Annotated in this window: 29 protein-coding genes; 22 read left to right on the top strand and 7 right to left on the bottom strand. The window is 70.2% G+C overall.

Annotated elements, in window-relative coordinates; all coding sequences use genetic code 11:
* Window positions 1-258: 258 nt before the first annotated feature.
* On the top strand, window positions 259-1,005 hold the full coding sequence (locus HUJ41_RS07930; RefSeq protein WP_179872103.1) for a bacteriorhodopsin: 747 nt from the start codon (window positions 259-261) through the stop codon (window positions 1,003-1,005).
* Between the two features lie 209 nt (window positions 1,006-1,214).
* A complete protein-coding gene (locus tag HUJ41_RS07925; RefSeq protein WP_179872102.1) occupies window positions 1,215-2,195 on the top strand; it encodes an aldo/keto reductase in 981 nt (326 codons plus the stop codon).
* A 33-nt stretch (window positions 2,196-2,228) separates the two neighbouring features.
* On the opposite strand, the gene HUJ41_RS07920 is transcribed toward HUJ41_RS07925, so the two are convergent.
* Window positions 2,229-2,831 (bottom strand): TetR/AcrR family transcriptional regulator, encoded by a 603-nt coding sequence (locus HUJ41_RS07920; RefSeq protein WP_179872101.1) that lies wholly within the window; start codon window positions 2,829-2,831, stop codon window positions 2,229-2,231.
* Window positions 2,832-3,004: 173 nt separating this feature from the next.
* Here HUJ41_RS07920 and HUJ41_RS07915 point away from each other — a divergent pair, with 173 nt between their 5' ends.
* Entirely contained in the window at window positions 3,005-3,607 is a 603-nt protein-coding gene (locus tag HUJ41_RS07915) for a histidine phosphatase family protein (RefSeq protein ID WP_179872100.1), read from the top strand.
* A 119-nt stretch (window positions 3,608-3,726) separates the two neighbouring features.
* Here HUJ41_RS07915 and HUJ41_RS07910 read toward each other — a convergent pair whose 3' ends face one another.
* On the bottom strand, window positions 3,727-4,497 hold the full coding sequence (locus tag HUJ41_RS07910; protein ID WP_246299192.1) for an oxygenase MpaB family protein: 771 nt from the start codon (window positions 4,495-4,497) through the stop codon (window positions 3,727-3,729).
* A 102-nt stretch (window positions 4,498-4,599) separates the two neighbouring features.
* On the opposite strand from HUJ41_RS07910, the gene HUJ41_RS07905 reads away from it, so the two are divergent.
* The 3 genes from HUJ41_RS07905 to HUJ41_RS07895 are packed head-to-tail and all read left to right on the top strand — an operon-like array spanning window position 4,600 to window position 6,882.
* A complete protein-coding gene (locus HUJ41_RS07905; RefSeq protein ID WP_179872099.1) occupies window positions 4,600-6,249 on the top strand; it encodes an FAD-dependent oxidoreductase in 1,650 nt (549 codons plus the stop codon).
* A gap of 49 nt (window positions 6,250-6,298) precedes the next feature.
* The gene (locus HUJ41_RS07900; protein WP_179872098.1) at window positions 6,299-6,616 is read left to right on the top strand and encodes a rhodanese-like domain-containing protein; all 318 of its coding nucleotides are present in this window, start codon (window positions 6,299-6,301) and stop codon (window positions 6,614-6,616) included.
* Window positions 6,613-6,882, top strand: coding sequence for a metal-sensitive transcriptional regulator (locus tag HUJ41_RS07895; protein ID WP_179872097.1), 270 nt, complete (start codon window positions 6,613-6,615; stop codon window positions 6,880-6,882). Before HUJ41_RS07900 ends, HUJ41_RS07895 begins: the two co-directional genes overlap by 4 nt.
* 30 nt (window positions 6,883-6,912) lie before the next feature.
* Here HUJ41_RS07895 and HUJ41_RS07890 read toward each other — a convergent pair whose 3' ends face one another.
* On the bottom strand, window positions 6,913-7,407 hold the full coding sequence (locus HUJ41_RS07890; RefSeq protein WP_179872096.1) for a GNAT family N-acetyltransferase: 495 nt from the start codon (window positions 7,405-7,407) through the stop codon (window positions 6,913-6,915).
* Between the two features lie 23 nt (window positions 7,408-7,430).
* On the opposite strand from HUJ41_RS07890, the gene dapB reads away from it, so the two are divergent.
* The gene (gene dapB, locus HUJ41_RS07885; protein ID WP_179872095.1) at window positions 7,431-8,216 is read left to right on the top strand and encodes a 4-hydroxy-tetrahydrodipicolinate reductase; all 786 of its coding nucleotides are present in this window, start codon (window positions 7,431-7,433) and stop codon (window positions 8,214-8,216) included.
* Window positions 8,213-8,707, top strand: coding sequence for a hypothetical protein (locus HUJ41_RS07880; protein ID WP_179872094.1), 495 nt, complete (start codon window positions 8,213-8,215; stop codon window positions 8,705-8,707). The genes dapB and HUJ41_RS07880 overlap by 4 nt, the downstream gene beginning before the upstream one ends.
* On the opposite strand, the gene HUJ41_RS07875 is transcribed toward HUJ41_RS07880, so the two are convergent.
* Genes HUJ41_RS07875 through HUJ41_RS07860 form a run of 4 tightly spaced genes read right to left on the bottom strand, consistent with a single transcriptional unit; the run spans window position 8,667 to window position 10,995 of the window.
* Window positions 8,667-9,581, bottom strand: coding sequence for a TIGR01777 family oxidoreductase (locus tag HUJ41_RS07875; protein ID WP_179872093.1), 915 nt, complete (start codon window positions 9,579-9,581; stop codon window positions 8,667-8,669). The genes HUJ41_RS07880 and HUJ41_RS07875 overlap by 41 nt on opposite strands.
* A 17-nt stretch (window positions 9,582-9,598) precedes the next feature.
* The gene (locus HUJ41_RS07870) at window positions 9,599-10,024 is read right to left on the bottom strand and encodes an OsmC family peroxiredoxin (RefSeq protein ID WP_179872092.1); all 426 of its coding nucleotides are present in this window, start codon (window positions 10,022-10,024) and stop codon (window positions 9,599-9,601) included.
* Window positions 10,025-10,063: 39 nt separating this feature from the next.
* On the bottom strand, window positions 10,064-10,576 hold the full coding sequence (locus HUJ41_RS07865) for a DUF4395 domain-containing protein (RefSeq protein ID WP_179872091.1): 513 nt from the start codon (window positions 10,574-10,576) through the stop codon (window positions 10,064-10,066).
* Complete coding sequence (locus HUJ41_RS07860; RefSeq protein ID WP_179872090.1) at window positions 10,573-10,995, bottom strand: thioredoxin family protein; 423 nt, start codon at window positions 10,993-10,995, stop codon at window positions 10,573-10,575. Before HUJ41_RS07860 ends, HUJ41_RS07865 begins: the two co-directional genes overlap by 4 nt.
* Window positions 10,996-11,079: 84 nt before the next feature.
* Here HUJ41_RS07860 and thyX point away from each other — a divergent pair, with 84 nt between their 5' ends.
* From thyX to HUJ41_RS07790, 14 genes are all read left to right on the top strand, one after another.
* Complete coding sequence (gene thyX / locus HUJ41_RS07855) at window positions 11,080-11,817, top strand: FAD-dependent thymidylate synthase (protein WP_179872089.1); 738 nt, start codon at window positions 11,080-11,082, stop codon at window positions 11,815-11,817.
* A 456-nt stretch (window positions 11,818-12,273) separates the two neighbouring features.
* Window positions 12,274-12,897 carry an endonuclease domain-containing protein gene (locus HUJ41_RS07850; protein ID WP_179872088.1) on the top strand — a complete coding sequence of 208 codons (624 nt, stop codon included), beginning with the start codon at window positions 12,274-12,276 and terminating at the stop codon, window positions 12,895-12,897.
* Window positions 12,898-13,017: 120 nt separating this feature from the next.
* The gene (gene dapA, locus HUJ41_RS07845; RefSeq protein WP_179872087.1) at window positions 13,018-13,995 is read left to right on the top strand and encodes a 4-hydroxy-tetrahydrodipicolinate synthase; all 978 of its coding nucleotides are present in this window, start codon (window positions 13,018-13,020) and stop codon (window positions 13,993-13,995) included.
* 97 nt (window positions 13,996-14,092) lie between these two features.
* On the top strand, window positions 14,093-15,769 hold the full coding sequence (locus HUJ41_RS07840; protein WP_179872086.1) for a ribonuclease J: 1,677 nt from the start codon (window positions 14,093-14,095) through the stop codon (window positions 15,767-15,769).
* A 296-nt stretch (window positions 15,770-16,065) separates the two neighbouring features.
* Window positions 16,066-16,830, top strand: coding sequence for a hypothetical protein (locus HUJ41_RS07835; RefSeq protein WP_179872085.1), 765 nt, complete (start codon window positions 16,066-16,068; stop codon window positions 16,828-16,830).
* A 125-nt stretch (window positions 16,831-16,955) separates the two neighbouring features.
* Entirely contained in the window at window positions 16,956-17,687 is a 732-nt protein-coding gene (locus HUJ41_RS07830; protein WP_179872084.1) for a hypothetical protein, read from the top strand.
* Window positions 17,688-17,762: 75 nt separating this feature from the next.
* Window positions 17,763-20,534 carry an FtsK/SpoIIIE family DNA translocase gene (locus HUJ41_RS07825; protein ID WP_179872083.1) on the top strand — a complete coding sequence of 924 codons (2,772 nt, stop codon included), beginning with the start codon at window positions 17,763-17,765 and terminating at the stop codon, window positions 20,532-20,534.
* Between the two features lie 78 nt (window positions 20,535-20,612).
* Window positions 20,613-21,212, top strand: coding sequence for a CDP-diacylglycerol--glycerol-3-phosphate 3-phosphatidyltransferase (pgsA, locus tag HUJ41_RS07820; protein WP_246299360.1), 600 nt, complete (start codon window positions 20,613-20,615; stop codon window positions 21,210-21,212).
* A gap of 10 nt (window positions 21,213-21,222) precedes the next feature.
* Entirely contained in the window at window positions 21,223-21,723 is a 501-nt protein-coding gene (locus HUJ41_RS07815) for a CinA family protein (RefSeq protein WP_179872081.1), read from the top strand.
* 134 nt (window positions 21,724-21,857) lie between these two features.
* Complete coding sequence (locus HUJ41_RS07810; RefSeq protein ID WP_152582737.1) at window positions 21,858-22,196, top strand: helix-turn-helix domain-containing protein; 339 nt, start codon at window positions 21,858-21,860, stop codon at window positions 22,194-22,196.
* A complete protein-coding gene (locus HUJ41_RS07805; RefSeq protein WP_431356484.1) occupies window positions 22,120-22,464 on the top strand; it encodes a DUF3046 domain-containing protein in 345 nt (114 codons plus the stop codon). Before HUJ41_RS07810 ends, HUJ41_RS07805 begins: the two co-directional genes overlap by 77 nt.
* 281 nt (window positions 22,465-22,745) lie before the next feature.
* Window positions 22,746-23,870, top strand: coding sequence for a recombinase RecA (gene recA / locus HUJ41_RS07800; protein ID WP_179872080.1), 1,125 nt, complete (start codon window positions 22,746-22,748; stop codon window positions 23,868-23,870).
* Window positions 23,870-24,517 (top strand): regulatory protein RecX, encoded by a 648-nt coding sequence (locus HUJ41_RS07795; RefSeq protein ID WP_179872079.1) that lies wholly within the window; start codon window positions 23,870-23,872, stop codon window positions 24,515-24,517. Before recA ends, HUJ41_RS07795 begins: the two co-directional genes overlap by 1 nt.
* 165 nt (window positions 24,518-24,682) lie before the next feature.
* Window positions 24,683-25,435, top strand: coding sequence for a hypothetical protein (locus HUJ41_RS07790; protein ID WP_179872078.1), 753 nt, complete (start codon window positions 24,683-24,685; stop codon window positions 25,433-25,435).

Here is a 25,435-nt window from a genome sequence, read left to right as displayed (position 1 = left end):
AAACGCTTGTTCAAACGCGCGCAAGGGCGAGGCAGCGTCCGCCGCCGGTGCGGACCGGCCGGGGCTGTCAGCCAACGCGCCACCGACTCCCGGCGAACTCCCTGCTCGCAGTGCCGGTTAGCGACGTAGAGCCAGCAATGCTCCGAAACGCACTGGTCCCGTTCCCAGTGTGTGTCGAAGAATGAAAATTCATCGTATTCACTCTGCACGCTGTCGGTCCGCGCTCCGCGGACGGTCGGCGCCATTCGAAGGAGAATTGTGGACATCCAAGTCGTCCAGGCCTTTTTCATGCTCGGTTTCGTCGCCTTGGCGGCCGGCACCCTGTCGTTCTACCTCGAGCGCAATGACCTCAAGCCCGAACTGAGGTCGGTGGCCACCTACGCGGCGGTCATCACGTTCATCCCCGCGATCATGTACTACGTCATGAAGGACGTCGTGCTGTTCCCGGGCGGCAACGCCACGTCCGACGACATCGAAGCCACCCTGCCGCTGCGCTACATCGACTGGTTGCTCACGACGCCGCTCCTGCTCGTGGAGTTCGCTCTCATCGTCGCGATCGCCGGAGCGCTCAAGAAGGGTCTCCTGACGAAGCTCATCATCGCCGACATCGCGATGATCGTGTTCGGATACCTGGGTGAGGTGGGCGAGCCCGGATCGGCCGGCAACTACATCTTCTTCATCCTCTCCGTGCTCGCGTGGCTCTACATCGTGTACATCGTCTTCACGGTGAACGTGTCGACGGGCCCCGCGCACGTCAAGCGCGCGGTGACGATCATGAAGTGGTTCGTCATCGTGGGCTGGTCGATCTACCCGATCGGAACCGCGACGCAGGAGTTCATCGAGGTCAGCGGCGGCGACGCGGCCCTCGCGATCGGCGTCGCCGCGATCATCTACGTGATCGCGGACGTGCTCAACAAGGTCGGCTTCGGCATCGTCGCCGTGCGCGCGGCCAAGCAGACCAGCGTCGAGGAGACTGCGGGCGTCAAGAAGGTGCAGGGCGTCTAGGCGCTCCGCATCACCCTGGCTCAACTGATGCTGCGGGCGGGATCGCACCCCCGGTGCGCTCTCGCCCGCAGCGCTCTTCGGCGTCGGCAGTGCGCAACACGGCACGGTAACGATCGTGAGCCTCTGGCGGGGTCGACCTCCGCCGCGCGCTACCCTCGCATCATCGACCACGGAGCCCCCTCTTCGGGCACCGAGAAAGACGCAGCAGCGTGAACGACCGCACGAGCGCCCCCGAGCCGGGTGCCGTCGCGCTGGAAACCGGGCCGACGCCTCTCCCGCGCCGCATCGGGCCGAGCGAGCTCAGCGTCTTCCCCCTCGCGCTCAGCGGCACCGTCTTCGGATGGACGGCCGATGGGCCGACGACCACGGGCATCCTCGACCGCTTCGCCGAGCTCGGCGGCACCTACATCGACACTGCTGACTCCTACGCCGGCGGGCGCAGCGAGATCATGATCGGCAACTGGATGCACGGCCGCAGCGACCGCGACGCCTTCACCATCGCGACCAAGGTCGGCAAGAACCCCGACAACCCGGGTCTCTCCGCCCGGTCGATCGAGCGCGCCGTCGAGCAGTCGCTGCAGAGGTTGCGCGTCGACGCGATCGACCTGCTGTACCTGCACATCGACGACCCGTCGGTTCCCTTCGACGAGACGCTGCTCGCCGTGGATGAGCTCATCCGCTCGGGTAAGGTGCGCTACTTCGGCGGCAGCGACCACACCGGCAACCGGCTGATCGAAGCGCGCATCGCGGCGGCGCAGTCCGGCGTCGCCCACATGGTCGCCCTGCAGCAGCACTACAACCTCGTGCACCGTGAGGAGTACGAGGCGCAGCTCGCTCGCGTGGCCGCCCAGCTGGACCTGGGCGTGATGCCGCGATTCGCGCTCGCCTCGGGGTTCCTCTCGGGCAAGTACCGCACGCGCGCCGATCTGGAGCGGCATCGTCGCGGCCGGGAGGTCGCCGCGATGCTCACGCGCCGCAACCTGCGCATTCTGCACGCAATCGACCGCATCGCGGCCGACACGCAGAGCGCGGTGGCAACGGTGTCGCTCGCCTGGCTGCTGAGTCGCCCGCACATCGTCGCGCCCGTCGTGTCGGTGAGCGCGCCCGCTCAGCTCGACGTCGCGATGGCCGCGCCTCACCTGCTGCTCAGTCGCCAGCAGCTCACCGAGCTGGACCGGGTGAGCGAGTAGCTCGGCCGACGCTCGCGTGTGCGGACGACCGCCTCACAGGGGCGTGGTCGTGGCTTCGGCGATGAGGCGGTCGACGGCGCTGCGGAAGGCCGCGGAGGCCGCGATGACGTCGCCCGTGTAGCTCCACGCCTCGAGGCCGAGGGTCGCGAGGAGGAGGCGATCGGCAGCGGCTCCCGGCATGGGGTGGCCGAGTCGCTCGAGCACGCTCGCGAACCGCTCCGTCATGGTCTCGAAGTGCTCGGTGATGCGCTCGCGCACGGGATGCGCGGGGTCGGCGAACTCGGCCGCGGCGTTGAGGAAGGGGTCGCCCCGGAAGGTGTCGCCGTGCACGTAGTCGACGAGGTGGTCGGTCCATGCCCGCAGCAGCTGCTCGGGCGTGGAGGCCTCGCTCGCGCGCTCATCGAAGTCGTCCAGGGCCCGATGAGCGAGGGCGTCGACGTAGTCCCTGATCAGGCGGTCTTTCGAGCCGTAGTGCTTGTAGAAGGTCGCCTTCGTGACCGAGGACTCCTCGATCAGCCGGTCGACGCCGACGCTGCGGATGCCGTCCTGGTAGAAGCGCGTGATCGCGGTCTCCAGGATGCGCGCCTTCGCGGGGGCGACACGCCGCGTCGGCGCGAGGGGGGTAGTGACCGACACGGCGTGCCTCCTTGTTCGTGCGGCGACAGTGCCGTCTGGACGCCGTTCGGGGGGAGGGCGTCTGGACAACTGTAGCAGAGGGGACAGACAAGGTTGTCTGTCCGCAGAACTGTCCGGGGGGACGGTGCGCGCATGGCCTAGGCTCGACGGGGTCGTCAAAGGAGTTGAGCGTTGTGTCGCGGTACGTGTACCTGATTCGTCATGGGGAGCAGCAGGATGCCGAGCATGGGCTTCCCGACGGGCCCCTGAGCGGTCGCGGTCAGCGCCAGGCGCGGGCGATCGCCGAGCGCCTGAGCGGGGTTCCCTTCGCGAGCGTGCACACCTCGCCCCTCCAGCGGGCTGTCGAGACGGCCTCATACATGACCGAGCTCATGCCGGCGATGGAGCCCGAGATCTCGGCTCTGCTCATGGACTGCATCCCGACCGGCCCCACCGCCGACATGCCGCACGCCTTCGAGTCGTTCTTCGGCGGCGTGACGGAGGAGGAGATCGTCGCGGGCGAGGCGCAGATGGCCGACGCGGTCGCCGAGTGGCTGTCGCCCTCGCGGGATGACCGGCACGAGCTGCTCATCACGCACAACTTCGTCATCGCCTGGTTCGTGCGGGAGGTCTTCGGAGCCCCCGCCTGGCGCTGGATGGGTGTCAACCAGGCCAACTGCGGGCTGACGATCATCAGGGTCCGCTCGGCGAAGCCGCCTGTTCTCGTGACGCACAACGACCTCGGGCACCTTCCTGCCGAGCTGCGCACGGGCCTGCCGGTCGATCAGCCCTTCTAGGCGAGGCCGAGCCGATCGAGCCGGCGGCGCGTGTACGCGCGGCTGGACGATTCGCGGCCCAGGAGCGCGCGCATCCCGATCAAGAGGACGCGGGTCCCGGTCAGCGCCGGCCACCACGGTCAGCGCAAGCCGAGGAGGCGACGATAGCGATCGGGCAGCGACGCGACCGCGCCCGCGAAGAGGACGCGGTAGGCCGGCCCGATGCCGCGCCCGAGCGGGGGATTCCGCAGCCACCGCACGGCGTCGTCGACGCGGTCGTCGCGGCGCAGCACGGGCAGGTAGGCGGCGATCGCGGCATCGAGCTCGGCGCGTGAGCGCGGCGGGTTCTCGACCCCCATGAGCTCGCCAGCGCGCGCCCACTCGGCGACGTAGCGGTCGGAGCCGCCGGGTATCGGCCCGCCCCACGTCTCGTGGCAGCCGAGGAAGGCGTCGGCGAAGACGCAGTGCACCCAGGTGAGGAGTTCGGCGTCACCGGCCGCGTACGAGCGCTCCTCGCCGGTCGACACGGTATAGGTGCCGGAGACTCCGTCGTGCAGGTGCGAGACCCACGCGCAGCCGGCGCGCGCCTGCTCGGTGTCGGCGAAGGTCGTCGTGAGCACCCAGCGGACGGTGCCGGAGAGGCGACCGAGAGGGTCGTCGCGATACCGGGAATGATCGTGCACGCCCGCCATCGCGCCGGGATGCAGCGTCTGCATGAGGAGCGCGCGCACGCCTGCGACGACCGTGGGGATGCCGCTGTGCACCTCCCAGACGGCGGAGTCGGGGCCGAAGTACCCGGCATCGTCTCCCGTCTCGAGGGCCTGAACCCAGGCCGGCGCTCCCGCGGGGTCGCCCGAGAAGAGAGTGAGGATGCGCCCGCGGGCGCGGGTGAGGAAGGCGGGCCGCTGCACGAAGCCGACTGTCGCACATCGTTCTGAGCGACCGTCGCGCGTAGCCTGGGAGCAGCGCCGACCATGCTGGACAAAATACCCCTGGGGGTATATCGTGGTCGCATGACCTCACCTCGCTCCTACGTCATCATCGGCGGCGTCGCCGGCGGCATGTCGGCCGCCACCCGACTGCGCCGCCTCGACGAGTCGGCTCGCATCACCGTCATCGAACGCGGCGAGCACGTCTCCTTCGCCAACTGCGGTCTGCCGTACCACGTCGGGGGCGTCATCGACGATCGCGACGCCCTCATCCTGCAGACCCCCGAGTCGCTCGCGGCACGCTTCGCCCTCGACGTGCGCGTGCGCACCGAGGCGCTCACCGTCGACCGGGACGCCCGCACGGTGGCGGTGCGCGACGTGCGCACGGGGGAGGAGACCTCCCTGCCCTATGACGCTCTCATCCTCAGCCCGGGCGCGAGCCCCGTGCGCATCCCCATCCCCGGCGTCGAGCGCGGCCTCGTGCTGCGCGACCTCGCCGACATGGACGCCATCATCGCTGCGGCGAGGGATGCCCGGCGCGCCGTCGTCGCCGGCGGCGGCTTCATCGGCCTCGAGCTCGCCGAGAACCTCGTCCACGCGGGTCTCGACGTGACGGTCGTCGAGATGCTGCCCCAGCTGCTGCGCCCTCTCGACCCCGAGATGGCCCAGATCGTCACCGAGCACCTGCGCGCCCACGGCGTGACCGTGCGTCTCGGTGCGGCGCTGAGCGCCATCACCGACTCGGGCGTCGAGCTCGACAGCGGCGCCGAGCAGCTGCCCGCCGACCTCGTCGTGCTCTCCGTCGGCGTGCGCCCCGAGAGCGCCCTCGCCGCCGAGGCAGGTCTCGACCTCGACCCTCGCGGCTACATCGTCGTGGACGAGCACCAGCGCACGAGCGACTCGCACATCTACGCCGTGGGCGACGCCGTCGTCAAGCAGCGCGCCGACGGCCCCGCCTCACCCGTGTGGCTCGCCGGCCTCGCCAACCGTCACGGCCGACTCGCCGCCGACGCCATCGCGGGCCGCCCGCACGCCGCCGTACCCGCGCTCGGCACCGCCGTCATCGGGCTCTTCGGGCTCACCGCCGCGGCCGTCGGCCGCACGGAGCAGGAGCTGCGCGAGGAGGGGCGCGAGCTGCGCGTCATCCACACCCACCCGAGCGATCACGCCGGCTACTACCCGGGCGCGAGCGCTCTCGCCCTCAAACTGATCGTCGACGCTCGCACCGACGGGATCCTCGGCGCGCAGGCCATCGGGGGAGGAGCGGACAAGCGCATCGACATCATCGCGACCGCGATGGCCGGTGGTATCCCCGCACGCGGGCTCGCCGACCTCGAGCTCGCCTACGCGCCGCAGTACGCCTCGGCAAAGGACCCGGTCAACATGCTCGGCTACGTCGACGACAACCTGCTCGACGGTGAGGACAGCGTGCAGTGGCACGAGCTCGACGCTCGGCTCGCCGAGGGCTGGCGACTGGTCGACGTGCGCACCGAGCAGGAGAACGCGGACGGCGCGATTCCCGGTACCGAGCTCATGCCGCTCGATGGCCTGCGCGAGCACGCCGAGTCGCTGCGCGGCGAGCGCGTCATCGTGCACTGCAAGGTCGGCCAGCGCGGCCACACCGCAGCTGCCCTCCTGCGGCAGTACGGTGTGACCGTGGCCAACCTCGACGGCGGGTACACCACGTGGCGCTCCGGCACCGCGTCCCGCTCGCTCGCGCCCCAGCCCGCCTGAGCGGCCACCACCAGCACCCCCCCGACCTCCAGCGAAACGGAAGACCATCATGGCGAGAGAGATCGACGTCGACGAGCTCGTGCTGCTGCGCGAGCAGGGGCACCCCATCATCGATGTGCGCGAGCCCGACGAGTACGCGGCGGCTCACGTGCCCGGCGTGCGCCTCATCCCCCTGGCGACCATCCCCGACGAGGCCGACAGCCTTCCCCGCGACGAGACCGTGTACGTCATCTGCCACTCAGGGGCCCGCAGCCTCCGGGCGGCCGACTACCTGCTGAGCGTCGGGGTCGACGCGGTCTCCGTCGCCGGCGGGACCTCCGCCTGGGTGCAGCGCGGCCTCGACGTAGAGCGCGGGAGCGCGGCATGAGCGGCGTGCCCGCGAGCGAGGCGAAGAAGATCGCCAATCGCCTCCGGCGCGCTCAGGGCCAGCTCGGGGCCGTGCTCAGCATGGTCGAGGAGGAGCGCGACTGCCGCGACATCGTCACGCAGCTTGCCGCCGTCTCGAGCGCACTGGACCGCGCGGGGTTCGCGATCATCGCTGCGGCCATGAAGGACTGCATGCGCGACGAGACCGGAGAGAAGGCGGACGTCGAGATGGCCGACCTGGAGAAGCTGTTCCTGAGCCTCGCCTGAGGCGCGAGCATCCTCAGGAGGACGGCACGCTCAGGAGGACTGGAGGCGCTTGCCCAGCCAGACCGTCGCATTCGGGTTGTCGTTGAACGGCTCGATCGGGGCGAGGCCCAGCGAGCGGTAGAGCGCCGCGGCCTCGGCGAGGCTGTCGTTCGTGTCGAGGACGAGCTCCGCTGCCCCGAGCTCGACCGCGCGCCGCTCGAGCTCGGCGACGAGGGCGCGGCCCAGGCCGATGCGGCGCGCGTGCGGCTGCACCCACAGGTGCTTGAGCTCGAAGCGCGCCCCGTGCGGGCCGTCGTCGATGCGGCGCACGCCCCCGCAGCCGACATCGGCGGGCTCGCCCGAGAGGTTCTCGCCCTCCACGAGGAGGAAGACGCCGCGCGGGGGAGTGAACTGCTCGGGGTCGGGGTGCACCCGTCGGTAGCGGCCCTGGTCGGGCGGAAAGCCGTGCTCGCGGGCCGAGAAGTACTGATCGAGCAGCACGAGTGCCGCATCGTCGGTCGTGCGGGCCTCGCGCCAGGTCACCATGCGGCCCAGCCTAGACTGGGGCCATGGTCACGCGTGTCGCCGTCGTCGGAGCAACCGGTCGTCTCGGGGGCGCCGCCTGCCGCCTCATCGAGCAGCAGTCCGACCTCGCGCTCGTCGCGCAGCTCGACTCGAGCAGCGACCTCGGCGAGATGCTCGGCGCCGACGTCGTGCTCGACGTCACGACACCCGGCGTCTCGCCCACCGTCGTCGACCACGCCGTGCGCAACGGGCTGAGCGTCGTGGTCGGCACGAGCGGGTGGAGCGAGGAGCGCCAGCGGGCCCTGCGCCCCCTCCTCGAGGCCTCGCCCGAGGCGGGCGTCATCGTCGTGCCCAACTTCTCCCTCGGCTCTGTGCTCGCCACCCACTTCGCGACCATCGCCGCGCGGTACTACGAGTCCATCGAGATCGTCGAGGCGCACCACGCCGCGAAGGTCGACTCGCCGTCGGGCACAGCCGTCCGCACCGCCGAGCTCATCGGCCACGCCCGCGCCGACATCGGGCCCGTCCTCGCCCCGCACATCGATCAGAGCGCCCGAGGGCAGCAGGTCGCGAGCGTGCCCATCCACTCCCTGCGCCTGCAGGGAGTCGCCGCCCGACAGTCGGTTCACTTCGGCGGCGACGGCGAAGTGCTCACCCTCAGCCACGAGACGCTCGGCACGAGCGCCTACGAGGCCGGCATGCTGCTCGCCCTGCGCGCGGCCGCCACGAGCACGGGGCTCATCGTCGGGCTCGACCGGCTCATCGACCTCGCGTCGACCGTGTCCGGCGGCGACGTCGACGACGCCGGCGACGCGGGCGACGCAGGATGACCCGCGCGCGCTGGGCGGCGCTCGGCATGGCCGTGCTCCTCGCCCTCTACCTCGTGCTCATCACCTTCTACGCTGTCACGCTCGTCACCGACCCGCTGCCCATCGTGCGCGGCATCGGCTGGGCTCTCATCGTGCTGCCGTTGCTCGGCGCCTGGGCGCTCGCCGCCGAACTGCTCTTCGGCGTCCGCGCCGAGCGGCTCGCGCGCCTGCTCGAAGCCGAGGGCGGCATCCCGCGGGAGGGGCAGACCGGGCACGGCGAGCACCCAGGCGCCGAGGGCGACGACCGGGAGGCCGTATTCGCGCGGTACGCGGACGAGGTGCGCGAGCATCCCGAATCGTGGCAGCACTGGTTCCGTCTCGCTCTCGCGTACGACGCCTCACGCGACCGTCGCCGCGCCCGCTGGGCCGTGCGCACGGCGATCAGGCTCGAGCGCCAGGAGCGGCAGAACCCTAGGGGCGAGACTCCGAGTCGCGAGACCCCTTCGTCGTGAGCGCGGCGATCGCCTCCTCGACCGTGCGATCGCGGAACACGAAGCCGTCGTCGAGAAGCTTCGCCGGCACGACCTTCTGACTCGCGAGCAGCAGCTCGCGGCCGGCATCGCCCATCGCGAGCCCGATGAGCCGCTCGGGCAGGGCGAAGAGGTGCCAGCGGCGCATGGCCGACGCGAGCGCGCGCGTCATGCGATCGCTCGTGCTGGGGGTGGGCCCCGCGAGGTTGACCGCTCCGCTCACGCGCGAGGTGAGCAGGTGGCGGATCGCCGCCGCCTCGTCGTGCAGGCTGATCCACGGCCAGTGCTGACCGCCCGTGCCGATGCGCGCAGCCGCACCGAGGGCCGTGAGCAGGCGCAGCGGCGTCATCGCGCCTCCGGGCCCGACGACGAGCCCCGTGCGCAGGAACACCGTTCGCGTCGCCTCAGGGGCGAGGCTCGCCGCCTCCTCCCACGCTTGCACCACCTCGGCGAGGAAGCCCTCGCCGGCGGGAGAGTCCTCCGTGAGGCGCTCACCAGGTCGGTCGCCGTAGACCCCGACAGCCGATCCGCTCAGGAACACGGCGGGCGGCGTGCGCGCCATCGACATCGCCTCGGCGAGCGCGCGCGTGGCCTGCACGCGCGACTCGAGAATCTCGCGGCGGTAGCGTCGGGTCCACGGGATGCGCGCGATCGAGGCTCCAGACAGGTTGACGACGGCGTCGACCGTGTCGAGAATCCGGAAGTCCAGAACGCGCGAGTCCGGGGCCCACGCGAACTCGTTCTCGTGGGCGGGCTTGCGCCGCACGAGCGTGAGCACCTCGTGGCCGTCGGCGCGCAGCTGACGCTGCAGCTCGGAGCCGATCATCCCCGAGGCGCCCCCGATGAGGACGCGCATCGGTTGCGGCGCGCCCACTAGGCGAGCGACGCTTCGAGCGTGATCGACGTGCCCGTGAGAGCGGCGGAGACGGGGCACCCCGTCTTGGCGTCCTCGGCGAAGGTCTGGAACTCTTCGGCGCTCAACCCCGGCACTTTGGCGCTCACGAGGAGGTGGCTGCCCGTGATGCCCTCACCCGGCACGAACGTGACGGCAGCAGTCACCTGCAGGCTCTCCGGCGCGTGCCCGGCGCCCGAGAGGGCGTGCGAGAGCGCCATCGAGTAGCACGCGGAGTGCGCGGCGCCCAGCAGCTCTTCGGGGTTCGTCTTGCCGCTCTCGCCCTCCGAGCGCGCCGCCCACGTCACGGGGAACTCGGCGGCGTCCGACGAGTCCAGGGATGTCGTGCCGTGACCCTCCGTGAGCGATCCGAACCACAGGGTCGTTGCTTCGCTGGTCACAGCCATGAGCGTGCTCCTCGTTGTCGCGGGCGGGATTCCCTCAGCCTAAGCGGCGGGGCGGCGGCGAACCAGCCCCGCGCGCACGAGCAGCACGTACAACTGGCAGCCGAGGCAGTAGGCGAAGGCCGCGTTGAGGAAGGCGGCGACGAAGGCCGCCGCGGCCGCGACCACCAGGGCACCGGGAACACCCGCGAGGTGCAGGGCGAGGCCCGTCGCGGTCACGAGCAGCCCGATGAGCTGTGCGAACGTCGGGGGAGCGGGGTCCTCGCGCTCAGCAGGCGGGCCGAGCCGAGGCGCGACGACCGCTCGGAAGACGATGCCGTAGGGGTGCCGGTGCACGCCCGCGAGCGCTCCCCAGGCGAAAAGAGCCACGAGGGCGGTGAGCAGCAGGGCGCCCGGCTCGGTCAGCCGCTCGAGCACCGAGCCCGAGAGCGGGCGCGTGAGACCCAGCAGGATGACGACGAGCAGAAGAACCGACGTCACGGCGGCGCCGAAGCGGGGGCCGCGCGCGTCGATGAGCCGGGCATCCGCGCCAGACGGCGCCTCGGGGGCGCTCATGCCGTCACCAGCGCACCGCGCGCGGCATCGACGGCGCGGCGTACCTCGTCGGGTCGTACGGCGCCGATGAGGCGCGACCGCACGCGGCCCTGCGCGTCGAGAACGAGGGTCGTCGGCGTCGAGTAGACCGAGTGGCGCTGGGCGACGTCGGCGTGATCGGTCACGTCGAGCTCACGGTGCGCGACCGTCGCGTCGTCGGCCGCGAGCTCGCCGAGCACGCGCCGCATCGCCACGCACGCCGAGCACACGGGGCTCGAGAGCTGCACGAGGGTGACGTCGGCGCCGTCGACCGAGAGGTCGTGCTCGTCGCCGCCGCAGCCGCTCGCGACCCGTGCGCTGCGCGCGCGCACGACGACACCGAGGGCGGTGGCCCCCACGAGCAGAAGAGCGATGACCACGAGGGCCGAGATGATGTCCATGTCAGTCGAAACTAGGCAAGGGGGTGTTCCTATTCCCGAGTGTGACGCCGTGTGACGCTCCCGCGCCCCGATAGGGTGACGAGCGTGACCGAGGCTGCCGACGACATCCAGTTCCGCTCCGATGTGACGGTCGAGCTCGTGCGCTCGGCCGCCCACGACTCCGACGTCCTCTTCGCGGCGCGCGTGTCCACGCAGGGGGAGCAGACCCTCGAGTCGGCCGCGAGCGGCGCCGAGGCGACCGATCGCGACCGCGGGCTTATCAACTACCTCATGCGCGACCGCCACGGCTCGCCCTTCGAGCACAACTCGTTCACCTTCTACGTGCAGGCGCCGATCTTCGTCTTCCGCGAGTTCATGCGGCACCGCATCGCCTCGTACAACGAAGAGAGCGGCCGCTACCGCGAGCTTCGCCCCGTCTTCTACGTGCCCGGCCCCGAGCGCAACCTCGTGCAGGTCGGCAAGCCTGGCGCGTACGAGTTCCTGCCGGGCACGCCCGAGCAGACGGCGCTCGTCGACCAGGAGGTGCGCGGCGTGTGCGGGGCCGCCTACGCCTCCTATCAGCGGATGCTCGCCGCGGGCATCGCGCGCGAAGTGGCCCGCGCGGTCCTCCCCGTGACGATCTACAGCTCGATGTACGTGACGATGAACGCTCGCGCGCTCATGAACTTCCTGTCGCTGCGCACCAAGCGCGAGGGCACGCACTTCCCCTCCTTCCCGCAGCGCGAGATCGAGATGGCGGCCGAGCAGATGGAGCAGCACTTCGCGCAGCTCATGCCGCTCACGTACGACACCTTCAACGCCAACGGCCGCGTCGCCCCCTAGCCCGCGCCGCGCCCCGCGCCGCCCCCCCCCGCACGTTCGTTCATTCGGGCGTGCGACCGTGAAACGCGGTGTGTCGGCTTTGTCGCGCGGCGTGTCGGCGCGATTCCCCGCGTCTCGTCACCATTCGGGATGCTCGGCGGGAGCATCCCCAGGTGCGGCAGTCCGACTGCCAGCCGCACTGTCGCACGGCACCCTGTCGCGATGCGACCCGACGTACTTGTGCGACACGCAGGCGGCTACGCGTACCGCCGCACTCTTCTAGCCCGCGGCGCGACGGTTCGGCAGCTCGCCGCGGCGGTGCACGCCGGCCGACTCGCGCGCCCCAGGCGAGGCCTGTATGCGAGCCCGGAGCTACCCGCGGCCGAACGTCACGCGGCAGCACACGGAGGCGCGCTCACGTGCGCCGCTGCACTGGCGAGCGCGTCGGTGTGGCTCCGGGATCCCCCGGGCGAGTGCGTGGCGCTCCTCGACCAGGGGCACGAGCTTGGGCATCCCGACTGCGTCAACGCGCCGTCCGTTCATCGCCTCCGAGAGGCGCCCCGCTTCGGGGTGCTCGACGCGACCACGGCGCTCCTGCACTTCGCACGGTGCGCGCCCGATGACGAGGCGTTCGCGTGCGCCGTCGAGTCGTGCCTCGCGCTCGGTCTGACCTCGACTCGCGAACTGGCGGTTGCGACCAGTCGGTTTCCGCGCGCTCGCCGTCACGTGCTCGAGTGGGGATGCTCCACGGCGGGGAGTGGACTGGAGACCATCGTGCGTTGGAGGCTGCACCGGTGCGGTGTCGCCGCGCAGAGCCAAGTGTCGATCCCGGGTGCGGGGCGCGTCGATCTCTTGATCGGTGACTGCCTCGTGATCGAGCTCGACGGGCGTGCCCACCACGACGACCCGGTGGCGTTCCGCCGCGACCGGGAGCGCGATGCCGCTGTCTCGCTCCTCGGGGGCACGACGTTGCGCTTCGACGGCCGGTCGGTCCTGGACTCTCCGGATGAGGTCGTGTCGGTCATCGTCGCGGCGATGGAGCGCGGCCTGCACGTGTCGCGTTCGCTCATGCGGGCGAGTCGCGCGACACGCTGGCACTGAGCTGCGCCACGCCGAGTTCCACACCCGCGCGCCCGAATGAGCGAACAGGGACGGCGGGTGCGGGATGCCCGGGGCCGGGCCGCGCGCACCCGCGACCCGCGCCGCGATAGCCTGGAGGGCGTGACTGAGACCCGCAACCCCTTCGGCCAAGTGCTCGTGGCGCTCGTCACGCCCATGACGGCCGAGGGCGAGGTCGACTGGCCCGCCGTCGAGAAGCACATCGACCACGTGATCTCCGAGGGCGCGGACGGCATCGTCGTGACCGGCACGACCGGGGAGACGAGCACACTCACCGACGCGGAGAAGGTTCGGCTCGTGGAGGTCGGAAAGTCCGTGAGCGGTGGCCGGGCATCCATCATCACGGGTGGTGGCTCGAATGAGACGGCCCACGCGATCGAGCTCTACAAGGCGAGCGCGAAGGCCGGCGCCGACGGCGCGATGGTCGTCACTCCCTACTACAACAAGCCCACGCAGGCGGGCGTGCTGACGCATTTCCGGATGATCGCTGACGCGACCAACCTGCCCGTGATCCTCTACGACATTCCGGGCCGAGCCGGCATCCCCATCACCTACGAGACGATCCTCCGTGCTGCGAAGCACCCCAACATCCTCGCCGTGAAGGATGCCAAGGGTGATCTGAGCGAGGTCAGCCGGGTGCTCAACCAGACCGACCTCGTGTATTTCGCGGGCGACGACGCCAACGCGCTGCCGACGCTCGCGATCGGCGGCACGGGCCTCATCGGCGTCACGGCGAACATCGCCCCGGCTCCGTACCGCGCCATCGTCGACGCCGTGAACGCCAACGACCTGTCCACGGCCACGCAGCAGCACCGCACGCTCGAGCCGCTCGTGCGCGCAATCATGACGCACGTGCCGGGCACTGTCGCGGCGAAGTACGTGCTCCACGGCCTCGGCCGCATCGGCTCACCCCGCGTGCGGCTGCCGCTCGTCGGGCCCGAGGACCACGAGGCCGCGATCATCGAGGACGAGATGGCTCTCGTGCGCGACGTCGCCGGCGTCGACCTCGCGACGTTCCGCCCGGATCGCAACGCCGCGGCAGGCGGTGCCCTGCCGAAGGTGGCGGGCACGACCCGCTGACGCCCCGCGCCAGCGCACCACCTCACCACATCGACTTACACCGGGGGCTGACGGCCCCAGACCGTGCCGATCGGCACTACGACGAAAGACGAGACACATGCCCCTGAATCTTTCGGACCCGCCCGCACTCGAGCCCGGCACTATGAGGATCATCCCGCTCGGAGGAGTCGGCGAGATCGGTCGCAACATGACCGTCTACGAGCTGAACGGCAAGCTCCTCGTCGTCGATGCCGGCGTGCTCTTCCCCGAGGAGACTCAGCCGGGCGTCGACCTGATCCTGCCCGACTTCGGGCCCATCCGCGATCGTGTCGACGACATCCTGGGTGTCGTTCTCACGCACGGCCACGAGGACCACATCGGGGCCGTGCCGTACCTGCTGCGCATGCGGCAAGACATCCCCATCCTGGGTTCACGCCTCACACTCGCCTTCATCGAGGCGAAGCTCAAGGAGCACCGCATCCAGCCCTACACGCACAATGTGCAAGAGGGGCAGGTCGAGAACCTCGGCCCGTTCAGCCTCGAGTTCATCGCGGTCAACCACTCGATTCCCGACGCGCTCGCGATCGTCATCAGCACCGACGCCGGCACGGTCCTGCACACGGGCGACTTCAAGCTCGACCAGCTTCCGCTGGACGACCGCATCACCGACCTGCGTGCCATCGCGCGCTGGGGCGAGTCGGGAATCGACCTCGCGCTCACCGACTCGACGAACGCCGACGTACCCGGCTTCACGGCGCTCGAGCGCGACATCGGGCCCGTCCTTGAGACTGTCATCGCGAAGGCCCCGCGCCGCGTGATCGTCGCGAGCTTCTCGAGTCACGTGCACCGCGTGCAGCAGGTGCTCGATGCCGCGCACGCGAACGGTCGCAAGGTGGCGCTCATGGGCCGCAGCATGATTCGCAACATGACGATCGCCTCAGACCTGGGGTTCCTCACCGTTCCGGAGGACACGCTCATCGACGCCAAGAAGGCGGCGAACCTGCCCGACGACAAGATCGTCTACATGTCGACGGGCAGCCAGGGGGAGCCGATGGCGGTGCTGGCCCGCATGGCGAACCTCGAGCACCAGATCGAGGTCGGCGAGGGCGACACCGTCATCCTCGCCTCGAGCCTCATCCCCGGCAACGAGAACGCGGTCTACCGCGTCATCAACGGCCTCATGAAGCTCGGCGCGAAGGTCGTGCACAAGGGCACCGCCCGCGTGCACGTTTCGGGCCACGCCTCGGCGGGTGAGCTCATGTACTTCTACAACATCCTGCAGCCGACCCATGTCATGCCGGTGCACGGCGAGCAGCGCCACCTGGTGGCGAACGCTCAGATCGCGATCGACACGGGCGTGCCCGAGAAGAACGTGCTGCTCACCGAGGACGGCACCGTCGTCGACCTCAAGGACGGCAAGGTGTCGATCGTCGGCCAGCTCGATATCGGGTTCGTGTACGTCGACGGCTCGACGGTCGGCGAGATCACCGACGCCGATCTGAAGGACCGCCGCATCCTCGCCGAGGAGGGTTTCATCTCCATCTTCGTGGCCGTGGATGCTCAGACCGGCAAGGTCGTCGTCGGCCCCGAGATCCACGCTCGCGGGTTCGCCCCCGACGAGGCGATCTTCGAGGACGTCAAGCCGCAGATCATCAAGGCGCTCACGGATGCCGCGGAGAACGGCACGCGCGACAGCCACGCCTTCAGCCAGGCGATCCGCCGAGTGGTCGGTCGCTGGGTCAACACGCAGCACCGCCGCCGCCCGATGATCGTGCCGGTCGTGATCGAGGCGTAGCCTCGATCACACAGACGGTGCTGGTTTGCCGCGCCGCGGTGCGGCGCGGGCGAGGCGTAGCCTCGATGACGCAATCGGCGCTGGATGGCGCGCCGCGGTGCGGCGCGGGCGAGGCATAGCCTCGATGACGCAATCGGCGCTGGATGGCGCGCCGCGGTGCGGCGCGGGCGAGGCATAGCCTCGATGACGCAAACGGCGCTGGATGGCGCGCCGCTGCGGGCGGCGCGCGAGGCGTAGCGAGATCGAGCTGACCCATTACTCGCGCGTCGGAGTGCTGGGAGACTAGGTTGTCCACCATGAGCATCTCGATGCGCACGCGAATCGGTCTCCTCACCCTGGGCGCGGCGTCGCTCGTCGCGCTGACGGGGTGCACGCTGCCTCTTGCCCCGCTACCCTCCGCGTCTCCGACGGAGACCCCGTCCGCATCGGAGACTGCCGAGGCGGAACCCACGCCCACACCCCTGTCGCGTCCAGCTCTGGCCGATCTGGAGCTCAGTCCGGACGGGCTCGGCCCGCTGCTCCTCGGCGAGCCTCCCGTCTCGGATCCGGCGCTGCGGATGGTCGCTTTCGAGCCGGAGGGGTGTACCGACGCGGAGACGGGCGAGTCGTTCGGCATCGTGGCGGGCGATCCTGAGGCCGGCGGCTGGTTCATCGATCCTTCGTATCGTCTGCCGGCGACGCCGAGTTTCGGCGGCAATCCGTTCGGTGTCGGCGTCGACGAGTCGGAGGGCAACGCCGTGACGCGCATCGACCTGTACTCGGCTGATATCCCGACCGATGAGGGCATCCGCATCGGAGACTCGCGTGCCGACGTGGAGGCCGCCTACCCGGGGGCTTCTGTCGCCGAGAGCTATCTGACCGACATCTTCGTCATCTCGGGTCCGTCGGGTCTGCTGCAGATCGAGGTCGTGTCGCAGTCCACTGACGACAAGGCCGAGTACTGGGGGTCGACCGGAATTCCCGATGGCGAGGTGGTCTACATCCACGCGGTCGTGCCGGCATTCGGCGTCTTCTCGGTGGCGGCAAGCGGCAACGGTGTGGGCGGCTGCAACTTCAGTTGACCTCGCGGGCGGCAGACGCGGGCCGGCGCGCTTCTACCGCCGACGCCGGATGATCGTGCCGGTCGTTACTCAAGCGTGAGGCGCACGTCTCGACGCGGGCGTGGAGGTCTCGCTAGCGTCTCGGTATGAGCACGCGTCGAGTGTCGGCTCTCTCGGCTGTGACGGCAGCCGGTCTGCTGCTGCTCGTCGGCTGCACGCCAGAGCCGGTCGAGCCCTCAGCATCGCCGACGCCGACGCCCACGCTCGAGGCCGCGCCGACACCGACGTCGACCCCGGAGCCGACCGAACCGCCCGCCCGCGCCGACCTCGTTCTGCGCCCCGACGGCCTCGGAACGCTCGTGATCGGCGAACCGGCTCCCGCGCCGGACGACCCGACGGCGATGATCGTGTTCGACGACGACCTCTGCGTCTCCGAGATCTCAGGCGTCGGCCCTGGTGACCCGGGAGCCGGGGCGTGGGATGCGATCCCGCTGTACGCGGGCCCCGAGGGGGGTCGCATCTTCGTGGTGGGCGTGAGCGATGCCGGCATCGTCGAGGGCGTGCAGGTCTACGGCCTGGACGACTTCCCCACCGACGAGGGCATCCGCGTGGGTTCGACGGTCGACGAATTGCTGGCCGCCTACCCGGATATCGTCGGACCCGGCGGCGAGGGCGGGGTACGCATCTCGCAGTTCTACCTCGTGGACGGTCCCGGCGGCCGCATCGTCTTCGAGGTGGCGATCGAGGATCCCGACATCGCACCCTACTGGGAGCCCGAGTTCATCGACACCGTGCTGGGCATGACGGCTGTGCCCTCGGGAACGCCGGGATTCACGATCGCGGGCTCGGACGGCGGCCTCGGCGGCTGCCCGGTCTAGTTCACTCGGCCGCGAACGCCGTCCGCGGCGCGTGTCGGCGGGGCTCCCGTCGCACCCCGCGGGTACCGTGGGCGCATGGCTTCGACGCGCTCCTCGTCGCGCACGCGCGCTTCCTCGGCGCGCCCGAAGTCGGGCGCTGGTTCGCGCGGGGGGTCCTCCCGCACGCAGGCCACGAAGCGCCTGCCACCGCCGAGCGCAGAGCCGGGCATCCTGACCGTCATCTGGATGGGCATGGCCCACGCGACCGGCGGCCTGTTCCGGATGCTCGGCCGCGAGACCCTCGCGAAGGACGAGCGCCGCGACGGCATGCCGTTCCTCATCGTCCTGCTCGCGACCGTCGGCGCGATCGTCGAGTGGTTCTTCGCGACCGACCCGGTCGCGATCGCGCTCGACGCGTGGACGTTCGGCGGGCTGCTGGGCCGCGTCGCCTTCGCCCTGCCGGTCATCATGATCCTGTTCGCGGCGTGGCTGTTCCGCCACCCGGCGAGCGTGCACGACAACACGCGCATCGGCATCGGCCTGGGGCTCATGATCCTGAGCGTGAGTGCCCTGTGCCACATCGCGCTCGGAGCGCCGCAGCCGAGCGAGGGTGCGGTCGTGCTCGCGCGCGCGGGCGGTGTGCTCGGCTGGATCGTCGCGAGCCCCGTGCTGCTCGCGAGCGTGTGGGTCGCGGTGCCGCTGTTCGCGGTGCTGCTGCTGCTGGGCGTGCTCATCATGACGAAGACGCCGCCGAACCGCATCGGCGATCGCCTGCGCGAGCTCTACGCCTACCTGTTCGGCGCGGAGCTGACGCCGCGCGAGCCGAAGCAGAAGGCCGAGAAGGAGGCGCCGACGGAGGAGTTCGGCTCGCTCACGGATCTGGGCCTCGACATGAACGACAGCTCGTCGATGCCGTGGTGGCGCAAGGGCAAGCCCGGTCGGGATGCCCCCGCACCGTTCGACAGCGCCGTCGAGCGCGACAACGCGACCGAGGTCATTGATCAGGATGCCCGAGCCAAGGTCACGGGCGACCTCGCCGCCGTGCTCGACGAGGCGGAGCAGGCCGTCCAGCGTTTCACGGGCGAGCAGCCGGGCCGCGCGCGCGAGGGCGCGGGCGAGGTGCAGCCCGCGGTGCTGCCGGGCTTCACCTCTCGCGCGAGCGAGAAGGGCGCGGCGGGCGAGTTCGACGAGGCGGCGCCCGCAGAGGGGACGCCGAGGTCGGGCACGAAGACGGGCGAGAAGACCACAGCGCCCTACCGTCTGCCGGCGGCGTCGATCCTCGAGCCGGGCACGCCGCCGAAGTCGAAGTCGGCCGCGAACGAGGCGGTCGTCGCGTCGATCACCGACGTGCTCACGCAGTTCGAGGTCGACGCGAAGGTGACGGGCTTCAGCCGCGGCCCGTCGGTCACGCGCTACGAGATCGAACTCGGCCCGGGCGTGAAGGTCGAGGCCTTCACGCGCCTGACGAAGAACATCTCGTACGCGGTCGCGAGCAACGAGGTCACGATCCTCTCGCCGATTCCGGGCAAGAGCGCGATCGGCGTGGAGATTCCGAACGTCGACCGCGAGATCGTGTCGCTCGGCGACGTGCTGCGCTCGAGTTCGGCGGGCAAGGCCCTGCACCCCATGACGATCGGCGTTGGCAAGGACGTCGAGGGTGGCTACGTCGTCGCGAACCTCGCGAAGATGCCCCACCTCCTGGTGGCCGGCTCGACCGGGTCGGGCAAGTCGAGCTTCATCAACTCGATGATCACGAGCGTGCTCATGCGGGCGAAGCCGGCCGAGGTGCGCATGGTGCTCGTCGACCCCAAGCGCGTCGAGCTCGCCGCCTATCAGGGCGTGCCGCACCTCATCACGCCCATCATCACGAACCCGAAGAAGGCTGCAGAGGCGCTGCAGTGGGTCGTGAAGGAGATGGACATGCGGTACGACGACCTCGCGTCGTTCGGGTTCCGCCACATCGACGACTTCAACCGCGCGGTGCTCGCGAACGAGATCCAGCTGCCGGAGGGCAGCCAGCGCCGCCTGCAGCCCTACCCGTACCTGCTCGTCGTGGTCGACGAGCTCGCCGATCTCATGATGGTCGCCCCGCGAGACGTCGAGGATTCGATCGTGCGCATCACGCAGCTCGCCCGCGCGAGCGGCATCCACCTCGTGCTCGCCACCCAGCGCCCGAGCGTCGACGTCGTGACGGGCCTCATCAAGGCCAACGTGCCCAGCCGCCTCGCCTTCGCGGTCTCGAGCATGACCGACAGCCGCGTGATCCTCGACCAGCAGGGCGCCGAGCGCCTCATCGGGCAGGGCGACGCGCTCTTCCTGCCCATGGGAGCCTCGAAGTCGATGCGCGTCCAGGGTGCGTGGGTCACAGAGGACGAGATCGCGAAGGTCGTCGAGCACGTCAAGAAGCAGGCGATCCCCGAGTACCGAGACGACGTCGCGGCGGAGACGCAGAAGCGCGAGATCGACGCCGACATCGGTGACGACCTCGAGGTGCTCCTCGCGGCGGCAGAGCTCGTCATCAGCACGCAGTTCGGCTCGACGTCGATGCTGCAGCGCAAGCTCCGCGTGGGCTTCGCGAAGGCGGGGCGCCTCATGGATCTCCTCGAGTCCCGCGAGATCGTCGGCCCCTCGGAGGGCTCGAAGGCGCGCGACGTGCTCGTGAGCGTCGAGCAGCTTCCCGAGGTGCTCGCCCGCCTCCGCGGTGAGGATGCGCCCAGCTCTGCACCCTCGGCCGCGCCCGCCGCAGCCCCCGCGGCGAGCTCCTCCGCGCACCCCGGCTCCGACCCCGTTGAGGACATGACGCGGGGGTATCCTGAGGTGGAAGGCCCCTCCGACGAGGACGCCTGGAATCTCACCGACCGCGAGTAGCCACGCCGGCTCCGCGCCGGTCCGACGAGTCGAGAGGGGTCTGCGCCCGTGACCGAGCCCGACCCCCGCACCTACTCGTTGCGCGGCCGCGTCGTGCGGCACGGCGAGACCCCGGCGTCGAGCGGCAATCTCGCGAACATCATCACGGTCGTGCGCATCCTGCTCGCGCCGGTGTTCGTGCTGCTCCTGGTGCTCGACGGCGGGCAGGACGGCTGGCTGCGGCTCGCGGCGGCTGCCCTCTTCATCCTCGCGATCGCGACGGACGGTGTGGACGGCATGCTCGCCCGGCGCCGCAATCTCGTGACCGACCTGGGCATCCTGCTCGATCCGATCGCCGACAAGCTCCTCACCGGCGCCGCTCTCGTGATGCTCGCCGTGCTCGCCGAGCTGCCCGTCTGGGTCGTCGTGGTGATCCTCGTGCGCGAGTGGGGCATCACGCTCTTCCGCTTCGCGATGCTGCGCGACCGGGTGATCCCGGCCTCGCGCGGCGGCAAGCTCAAGACGGTCGTGCAGGCGGTCGCGATCTCGTTCGCTCTCGTGCCGCTGTGGCAGCTGTTCGGCGAGTGGATTCACATCGTCAACACGACGCTCATGACGGCGGCGCTCGTGCTCACGGTCGTGACGGGCCTCGACTACCTCGTGCAGGCGTGGCGGCATAACCGCGCACGCTCGCAGTGACGCGGTCGCGATGACGCGCGAGCACCGAGGAGCCGCCGAGGTGCTCGCGGCGCTCGAGCGGCGAGGCGAGACTCTCGCGTTCGCCGAGTCCCTCACGGGCGGGATGCTCTGCGACGCGTTCGTGAGCGTGCCGGGCGCCTCGGCCGTCGTGCGCGGGGCCGTCGTGGCCTACGCGACACCCCTCAAGGCGAGCCTGCTCGGCGTGCCGCGGGCGCTCCTCGTGCGGCACGGTGCCGTGCATCCGGAGGTCGCCTCGCGCATGGCGGAGGGGGCGCGCACCGCAGCCTCCGTCGGCGACGAGCCGGCCGATGTCGGCGTCGCGACGACGGGCGAGGCCGGCCCCGATGCCTCCGGGGCGGCGCCCGTGGGCCTCGTCTACGTGGCGGTCGCGGATGCTCGGCGCACGCTCGTGCGCGAGCACCGCTTCTCGGGCGATCGTGCGCAGATTCGCGCGCAGGCCGTCGACGCCGCGATCGAGCTCCTCGCCGAGAGTGTCGGCTCACGGGAATAGCATCGATGACGGTCGTGTTACAGACAGCAAGCTGACATGCTCCCCACAGGTGCTGACGGCTAGAGTTTGACCCAACCGCGAGGGGTAGAGTGTCCCTCCCGGCATCACGAGACGACGAGAGAAGGGGGCGCCTCATGGTTCTGGTTCGACAGGAAATCGGCGAGGTCCTCCGCGACGTGCGCCTGCAGAAAGGCCGCACGCTGCGCCAGGTGGCGAGCCGTGCGAGCGTGGCTCTCGGGTACCTGAGTGAGGTGGAGCGCGGCCAGAAGGAGGCCAGCAGCGAGATTCTCGCGTCGGTCGCCGACGCGCTCGATACGCCCATCTCCATCATCATGCGTGAAGTGGGCGACCGGCTCGCCGTCATCGAGGGCGTCGACATCACGAGCGTCGACATCAATAGCGTCACTGTCGTGCCTGACACGCTGCCGGACGAGCTCGTGGCCGAGTTCGACGCCGACTTCGCGATGCACTAGGCGCTCCCGCACTGCCGAGTCGAGACACCGAGGCCAGACACTGACCCGCAGCGAGTTCTCCCGTGCCATCGCCGACGAGTTCGGCGAGGCCTACGGGCGCACCATCGTGCGCGACGTCGTGGTGACGGCGCTGGGGGAGCGCACGGCCGACGAGGCGCTCTCCGCGGGCGCGCCGCCGCGAGAGGTGTGGCTGGCTCTGTGCGCTGCGATGGATGTTCCGCGCGAGCGCTGGTACGGGGCGGGTCGCCCGGAGCCGAAGCGCGCCTGACCCTCGGTCTGCAGCGGGCGAGACGCGCGGCCTCGACACGCCGCGCGTGCTGGCGTTCGAACATTCGTTCCCCTTCTGCGTAGACTCCTCCCCAGCGGCACTCGAACACGAGTAGCCCACGGAGTGCGCGTCGCACCGGCCAATGTCGGTGCACGCGCGTACCGTCGGTCTCGTCGGCGAACGCCGTCACGCCTTGTCGCGAGACGCCCGGCCTTGCTCCATCGGCCGGACGAGGAGCGACAGAAGACAGGCACCCGCTATCGAGAATGAAGGAGACCGCAATGCCCTCAGTTGCAGACCGCGAGAAGTCCCTCGAGACCGCCCTCGCTCAGATCGACCGTCAGTTCGGCAAGGGCAGCGTCATGCGCCTCGGCTCCGACGAGCGCGCACCCGTTCCGGTCATCCCGACCGGCTCGATCGCACTGGATGTCGCCCTCGGTATCGGAGGCCTGCCGCGCGGCCGCGTCATCGAGATCTACGGCCCGGAGTCCTCGGGTAAGACGACGCTCACCCTCCACGCCATCGCGAACGTGCAGAAGTCGGGCGGCATCGCGGCGTTCATCGACGCCGAGCACGCTCTCGATCCCGACTACGCGCAGAAGCTCGGCGTCGACATCGACCAGCTCCTCGTCTCGCAGCCCGACACGGGGGAGCAGGCGCTCGAGATCGCCGACATGCTCATCCGCTCCGGCTCGATCGACCTCGTCGTCATCGACTCTGTCGCGGCTCTCGTGCCGCGCGCCGAGATCGAGGGCGAGATGGGTGACAGCCACGTCGGCCTCCAGGCGCGCCTCATGTCGCAGGCGCTGCGCAAGCTCACGGGTGGCCTCAACTCGACCGGTACCTCGATGATCTTCATCAACCAGCTGCGCGAGAAGATCGGCGTGTTCTTCGGCAGCCCCGAGACGACCGCGGGCGGCAAGGCGCTCAAGTTCTACGCCTCCGTGCGCCTCGACATCCGCCGCATCGAGACGCTGAAGGACGGCACCGACGCGGTCGGCAACCGCACGCGCGTCAAGGTCGTCAAGAACAAGATGGCGCCGCCGTTCAAGCAGGCCGAGTTCGACATCCTCTACGGCGTCGGCATCTCGCGCGAGGGCAGCCTCATCGATTTCGGTGTGGAGCACGAGATCGTGCGCAAGTCGGGCGCCTGGTACACCTACGACGGCGACCAGCTCGGCCAGGGCAAGGAGAACGCCCGCAACTTCCTCATCGAGAACCCGACGATGGCGGCCGAGATCGAGACGAAGATTCTCGCCAAGCTCGGCATCGGCGAGAAGATCGCCGAGTTCGAGCCGGTCGCCGTGGCTGGTCCCGCCGCAGCAGCCGCGAAGGGCAAGGCGCCGGCGAGTGCCGCACCCGTGGTCGCCGACGAGCCCGCTCTGCCGAAGGCAGCGGGCGCCTGATGAGCCTCAGCGGTTCGGGCGGGGAGGACGCGCTCGCCCCCGTCACGTACCTGCCCGGCGCGCGCGAGGCGGAGATCCTCGCGCGCGCGGAGGCTGAGGCGGAAAGCCTCGGCGAGGGTGACGCAGACTCCGAGTATGCGGCCCAGGAGCGTCGGGCCGAGAACATCACGATGCACGCGCTCACCCGTCGCGGGCAGTCGCGCGCCGAGATCGGCGACCTCCTGCTGCGGCGCGAGATCGATGTGTGCGTGGCCGAGTCCGAGCTCGACCGGCTCGAGCGCGTCGGCCTCATTGACGACCGCGCACTCGCGGCCGACCTCGTGGAGCGGCTCCGCACCCGCAAGAAGCTGGGGCCCTCGGCGCTGCGCCAAGAGCTCATGCGTCGCAAGATCGACCGCGACGCGATCGAGGAGGCGCTGAGCGAGGCCGAGGAGGAGGACGGCGACGATCTTGTTCTCGAGCTCGCGCGTGATCGCGCTCGGCGCCTGGGAGGCCTCGACCGCACGACGGCCGAGCGTCGCCTCGTCGACTTCCTGGCCCGCAAGGGTCACGGCGGCAGCGGCGCGCGCGAGGCCGCGCGTCAGGCGCTCGACGAGCGCGACAGCGGCTACGGCGGCGACACCGTGCACCGCGTCCAGTTCCACTAGGGGTTTCGCGGGTCGATCTAGCGCTACGGCAATCAGCGATGAGCGCGGCGGTGGATTGACACCGCGACCCAGTTGGCCTCAGGCTGAGCATGCATCACGTCGAGTGGTTCGTCGGGTGCTCGTCGCGCGCACAGCGCGATCAGGGTTTCCCGAGATGAGGTTCCTGTGAGGTCTCTGCCGTCGATGCTGTTTCGTACTGGCGCCGTGCTTGCTGCTGCGTCGATCTGCCTGACAGGGTGCATCGCCCTGCCTGCTGCGGAGCCGGTATTCGACGAGCGGGCGCTCGAACTGCCCGAGGTCACTCCCAGGCTGAGTGCCGAGTTTGTCAGCGAGGCCACCGCGGGCGCGGGGCTTGTTCCGGCTGGCCAGGCCCTCGACGAGGAGCTTGAACTTCTGGGATCGGATATCGATCCCGAGGAGTGCGAGAACCTGCTCCTGCTTCGGCCGATTCTCTTGACAGACGGTTCCAGTGACGATCCTGTGGCCTCGATCGATGTGTGGCGAAGCGACGTGGGGTCCACGCTCGAGGGCCATGGTCGGCTCTTCGACTCGCCGGCGCAGGCGGCAGAACTGCTGCGTGCTCGGGACGGTCTGGTCGAGGCCTGCGCAACCGGCTACGTGGGTGAGGGCTTCCAAGCCACCAGCATTGAACGCATCGCGAGCGAGCGTGTTCAATCCCCCGAATTTGCCGCTGAAGGTGCGGACGTGCGGATCGTAGCCTGGCGAGAGGTGGGGTTCTCCGGCACCGACGGCGACACGGAGGATTACACCTTCCTGGGCGTCGATCTCCGACGAGGCAACCTGGTCGTTCGAGGCAACTGTCTGCTGCTCTCCGTCGACACTGAGTTCGAGGAGAGCTGCCTCGAATACTTCGGCTCGCTCGTACGACGACTGGAGCTGCTCCAGCCAGGAGCCTAG

The sequence above is a fragment of the Microcella indica genome, assembly GCF_013414345.1.
GTDB classification, from domain to species: domain Bacteria; phylum Actinomycetota; class Actinomycetes; order Actinomycetales; family Microbacteriaceae; genus Microcella; species Microcella indica.
The sequence above is the reverse complement of the archived record's forward strand: the minus strand, read 5'-3'. Positions and strand labels throughout refer to the sequence as shown.